At 70.8% G+C, this 6,000-nt stretch carries 1 protein-coding gene (only partly in view); it reads left to right on the plus strand.

Features of this window, described 5'->3' with window-relative positions; translation table 11 throughout:
• Positions 1–6,000, plus strand: part of the annotated coding region (locus ACIRRA_RS41350; RefSeq protein WP_402780118.1) for a non-ribosomal peptide synthase/polyketide synthase (this coding region is incomplete at its 3' end). 22,472 nt of the annotated region lie to the left of the window's left edge; 6,000 of its 28,472 annotated nt are in view.

A 6,000-nucleotide genomic window follows, 5' to 3' on the forward strand; every position in this document is an offset into this window, starting at 1 on the left:
CCGCTTGCGCATCCGCGCCGGCTACCTGCGCGACCTGTTCGACGAGGACACCGTCCACCGCATCGCCGATCGCCTGGTGCGCGTGCTGACCGCCATCACCACGGAACCCGCTGCGGCCGTGGGCGATATCGAACTGCTGGACGCACCCGAACGCGAGCTGGTCGTCGAACGCTGGAACGACACCGCCTTCGACGTCGAGGCCGTGCTCACCGAGCACAAGGCCGAGGCCGCGACCCTGGTAGCGATGTTCGAGGCGCAGGTGGAGCGGACGCCCGACGCGACCGCGGTCAGCTTCGAGGGGACCGGTCTGTCCTACGCCGAGTTCGCCGACCGGGTGCACCGCCTGGCCCGCTGGCTCGTCGAGCGTGGCGTCGGCGCGGAATCTTTTGTGGCACTGGGCATGCGGCGCTCCCTCGACCTGGTGGTCGGCATGTACGCCGTCACCGTGGCCGGGGCCGCCTACGTGCCGCTGGACCCGGATCACCCGGCCGAGCGCATCGAGTACATCCTCGAGACCGCCGACCCGGTCACCGTCCTGACCTCCGGCGAGGACCTGCCGATCGATACCGCGCAGGTCCGCATCGACATGCTGGAGCTGGCCAGCTACTCGGCCGCTCCGCTCACCGATGCGGATCGCCGTGCGCCGCTGCGGGAGTCGAACAACGCCTACGTGATCTTCACGTCGGGTTCGACCGGTCGCCCGAAGGGTGTGGCGGTGCCGCACTCGGCGATCGTCAACCGCCTCGTCTGGATGCAGGCGGCCTACGGCCTGACCGGCGACGACGTCGTCCTGCAGAAGACACCGGCCACCTTCGACGTGTCGGTGTGGGAGTTCTTCTGGCCCTTGCAGATCGGCGCGACGCTGGTCGTGGCCAAGCCCGACGGCCACCGCGACCCGGCCTACCTCGCGGACCTCATTGCGCGCGAAGGCGTGACGGTCACCCACTTCGTGCCGTCCATGCTCGCGGCCTTCGTGGCGGAGCTCGCGAGCCGAGTCGCCCCGGAGCGAAGCGGAGGGGCAATCGGACACAGCCTGCGCAAGGTCTTCGCCTCCGGTGAGGCCCTCGCGCCCAAGCCCGCGCACAAGCTGCGCGAGCTGACCGGCGCCGAGCTGCACAACCTGTACGGCCCCACCGAGGCCGCGGTCGACGTCACCTACCACCAGGTGGTGGACACCGACGTCGACACCGTGCCGATCGGCCGCCCGGTGTTCAACACCGAGGTCTACGTGCTGGATTCGCGGCTGCGCCCGGCCCCGGTCGGGGTCGCGGGTGAGCTGTACCTGGCGGGCGACCAGCTCGCCACCGGGTACGTGGCGCGTCCGGATCTCACCTCGGATCGCTTCGTGGCCAACCCCTTCGGGGACGGCGAGCGCATGTACCGCACGGGTGACCTGGTCACCTGGACCGCGGACGGCGAGCTGGAGTACATCGGCCGCACCGACTTCCAGGTGAAGCTGCGTGGTCTGCGCATCGAGCTCGGCGAGATCGAATCCGCGCTCACCGCACTGGATTCCATCGCGCAGTCGGTGGTCGTGGTGCGCAGCGACGTGCACACCGGCGATCAGCTCGTCGCCTACGTCATCCCGGCGGCGGGCCACACCGTGGACGTCGAGAAGGTGCGTCTGGAGATCGGCGAGAGCCTGCCCGCGTACATGGTGCCCTCGGTCCTGATGGCGCTCGAGGAGTTCCCGCTCAATGCCTCCGGCAAGCTGGACCGCAAGGCGCTGCCCGCACCGGTGTTCGAGGCCGCGGTATTCCGCGCGCCCGTTACCCCGGTCGAGCAGATCGTGGCCGGCGTGTTCGCCGAGATCCTCGGCCTGGAGCGGGTCGGCCTCGACGACGACTTCTTCGCGCTCGGCGGCAACTCGCTCATCGCCACCCAGGTGGCGGCGCGCCTGTCGGCCGCGTTGGACACCCACCTGGGTGTGCGCGAGATCTTCGAGGCGTCGACCGTGGCCGCCCTGGCGGCGCGCGCCGAAACCCATTCCGGCGCGGGCACTCGCCAGGCGCTGATCGCGCAGCAGCGGCCGGAGCGGCTGCCGCTGTCGCTGGCCCAGCAGCGCATGTGGTTCCTCAACCGGTTCGATCCCGAATCGGCCGTGGACAATATCCCGGCGGCCGTGCGCCTGTCGGGTCTGGTGGACCGCCAGGCCCTGCAGATCGCCGTCGCCGACGTGCTGGCACGGCACGAGTCGCTGCGCACCCGCTATCCGGAGATCGGCGAAGCGTGGGGAGGCGGAGCACAGGCGTTCCAGGAGATCGTCCCCACCGCACAGGTCATTCCGGACCTGACCCCGGTCGAGGTCTCCGAAGCCGAGCTGCCGCAGGCACTCTCGGAGCTGGTGCTGAGCGGCTTCGACGTCACCGTGGACGTGCCGTTCCGGGCCCGCCTGTTCGAGGTCAGCCCCACCGAGCACGTGCTCGCGCTGGTCGTGCACCACATCTCGGCCGACGGCTTCTCCATGGGCCCGCTCACCCGGGATGTCATGACCGCCTACGGCGCTCGCGTCGAGGGCGGCGAGCCCGGCTGGCAGCCGCTGGATGTCCAGTACGCGGACTACGCGCTGTGGCAGCGCGCGGTGCTCGGCGACGAGACCGACGCCGAATCCGTGATCTCCCAGCAGATCTCGTACTGGCGCGACTCGCTGCGCGGCCTGCCCGACCAGCTGGACCTGCCCGCCGACCGGCCGCGTCCGGCCGTCGCGTCGGGCCGCGGCGCGACCCACGTCTTCACCGTCGATGCCGACACCCACGCCAAGCTGACCGAACTGGCCCGCACCCGCGGCGCGACGCTGTTCATGGTCATGCACTCCGCCCTGGCGGCGCTGCTGTCGCGCCTGTCGGGTGAGGCGGACATCGCGATCGGCACCCCGGTCGCCGGTCGTGGTGAACGCGCCCTCGACGACCTCATCGGCATGTTCGTCAACACCCTGGTGCTGCGCACCGAGGTGGACGGCGGCGCCGGCTTCACCGAACTCCTGGACACGGTGCGCGCCACCGACATCCAGGCCTTCGGCCACGCCGACCTGCCCTTCGAGCGCCTGGTCGAGATCCTCAACCCGGCCCGCTCGCAGGCCCGGCACCCGCTGTTCCAGGTCATGCTGTCGTTCCAGAACACCGGCATCACCGAACTGGAACTGCCCGGCCTGACCGTGAGCGCCGTCGATCTACCGATCGACACCGCCAAGTTCGACCTGCAGCTGGTCCTCACCGAGCAGCTCGGCACCAACGACGTGACCGGCAACGGCCACGGCTCCGCCCCGTCCGGCATCACCGCCGAACTCATCTACGCCACCGACCTGTTCGACGCGGCCACCATGGCGCGCTTCGCCGACCGGTTCGATCTGCTGCTGAAGGCCATTGCGGCACAGCCGGAACGGGCCATCGGCGATATCGACCTGCTGGTCTCGGGTGAGCGCACCCGGGTGCTGCGGGACTGGAACCGGACCACCGCGGACGTCGACTCCGTGCTCGCGGAACTGACCTCCGGGACGCTGTCCGACGAGACCACCGCCGAGGGCGAGGTCGTGCGCAGTGCCTCCGGCGACGCGGGCAAGACCCTGGTCGCACTGTTCGAGGCCCAGGCCTCTCGGACCCCCGACACGACCGCGGTCAGCTTCGAGCACGCCGATACCTCCCAACCGGCTACAGGTCTGTCCTACGCCGAGTTCGCCGGACGCGTGCACCAGCTGGCCCGCAAGCTCATCGAGGCCGGGGTCGGCCCGGACAGCCTGGTGGCCCTGGGCATGCGCCGTTCGCTGGACCTGGTGGTCGCCATGTACGCGATCATCGAGGCCGGTGGCGCGTACGTGCCGCTGGACCTGGACCAGCCGGCCGACCGCATCGACTACGTGCTCGAGACGGCCCGGCCGGTGTGCGTGCTCACCACCGAGCGCGACGGGTTCACCCACGCGAGCGTGCCGACCGTCGCGGTCGACACCATCGACCTGTCGGATTATTCCGACGCCGTGCTCACCGACGCGGATCGCATTGCGCCGCTGCGGGCTTCGAACACCGCGTACGTGATCTTCACCTCCGGTTCGACCGGCCGCCCGAAGGGTGTGGCGGTGCCGCATTCGGCGATCGTGAACCGCCTGGCGTGGATGCAGGCCGAATACGGCCTGACCGCCGCCGACGTGGTGCTGCAGAAGACCCCGGCTACCTTCGACGTGTCGGTGTGGGAGTTCTTCTGGCCCTTGCAGATCGGCGCGAAGCTGGTCGTGGCCAAGCCGGACGGCCACCGGGATCCGGTGTACCTGGCCGAAACCATTGCCCGCGAAGGCGTCACGACCGCGCACTTCGTGCCGTCGATGATGGCGGTGTTCGTGGCGGAGCTCGCGAGTCGAGCCGGAGAAACCCGAATTGGACGCAGCCTGCGGCTGGTCTTCGCCTCCGGTGAGGCGCTGCCCGCGACCACCGCGCAGCAGCTGCGCCGGGTCACCGGCGCCGCCGTGCACAACCTGTACGGCCCGACCGAAGCGGCCGTCGACGTCACCTACCACCAGGTCACCGACGCCGACACCCAGACCGTGCCGATCGGCCGTCCGGTGTTCAACACCCAGGTGTACGTGCTGGATTCGCGTCTGCGCCCGGTCGCGCCGGGCATGGCGGGCGAGCTCTACCTGGCGGGCGTACAGCTGGCGCGCGGCTATGTGGCACGGGCCGACCTGTCCTCGGATCGCTTCGTGGCCAACCCCTTCACGCCCGGCAAGCGCATGTACCGCACGGGTGACCTGGTCACCTGGACCGCGGACGGCGAGCTGGAGTACATCGGCCGCACCGACTTCCAGGTGAAGCTGCGCGGTCTGCGCATCGAGCTCGGCGAGATCGAATCCGCGCTCACCGCCCATCCGAGCGTGTCCCAGGCGGTCGTGGTCCTGCGCTCCGACGCCCGCACCGGCGATCAGCTCGTGGCCTACGTGATTCCCGAGTCGTCCGCCTCGGAACCCGCCCGGAGCGGAGCGGAGGGCAATCTGGACACAGCGCTGCGTGACCACCTGGCCGCGCAGCTGCCGTCCTACATGGTTCCCGCCGCGTTCGTGGCCCTGGGCGCGTTCCCGCTCAGCGCCAACGGCAAGCTGGACCGCCGCGCCCTGCCCGAGCCGGAATTCGCCGCGCGCGAATTCCGTGCCGCCGCAACGCGGACCGAGGAGATCGTGGCGGGCGTCTTCGCCGAGGTGCTCGGACTCGAGAACCCGGTCGGCGCAGACGACGACTTCTTCGAACTGGGCGGCAACTCGCTGATCGCCACCCAGGTCGTCGCCCGCCTGGGCGCGGCGCTCGACACCCGCATCCCGGTCCGCACCCTGTTCGACGCCCCGACCGTGGCCGCCCTGGCCGCGCGGGTGGCGGCGCAGACGGGCACCGGTGGCCGCCGAGCCCTGGTGGCCCAGGCCCGGCCGGACGAGATCCCGCTGTCGCTGGCCCAGCAGCGCATGTGGTTCCTCAACCGCTTCGACACCGCCTCGGCCGTCAACAACATCCCGCTCGCGGTGCGCCTGACCGGCGACCTCGACGTGGACGCCCTGCTGGCCGCCGTCGGTGATGTGCTGGAGCGGCACGAGGTGCTGCGCACCGTCTACCCGGAGAACGCCGAAGGCCGTGGCGTGCAGGTCATCCTGCCCGCCGACCAGGTCCGCCTGGACTCGGCCGCCAATGCCGGCATCCACGGTGGCGGCACCGGCCTGGCCCCGGTCGAGGTGGCCGAGGCCGACCTGCGCGAGCGCATCGCCGAGTTGGTCCTCGCCGGCTTCGACGTGACCGCCGCGGCCCCCGTGCGCGCCGGACTGTTCCGGGTCTCGGATGCCGGACAGCCCACGCACGTGCTGGTTTTCGTGGTGCACCACATCTCGGGCGACGGCTGGTCGGTGCGCCCGCTGGCCCGCGACGTCATGGTCGCCTACGCGGCCCGCGCCACTGGTGAAGCGCCGCACTGGGCGCCGCTGCCGGTGCAGTACGCCGACTTCGCGCTGTGGCAGCGCGAAACCCTCGGCGACGA

The sequence above is a fragment of the Nocardia sp. NPDC101769 genome (genome assembly GCF_044766925.1).
Taxonomy (GTDB): Bacteria; Actinomycetota; Actinomycetes; order Mycobacteriales; family Mycobacteriaceae; genus Nocardia.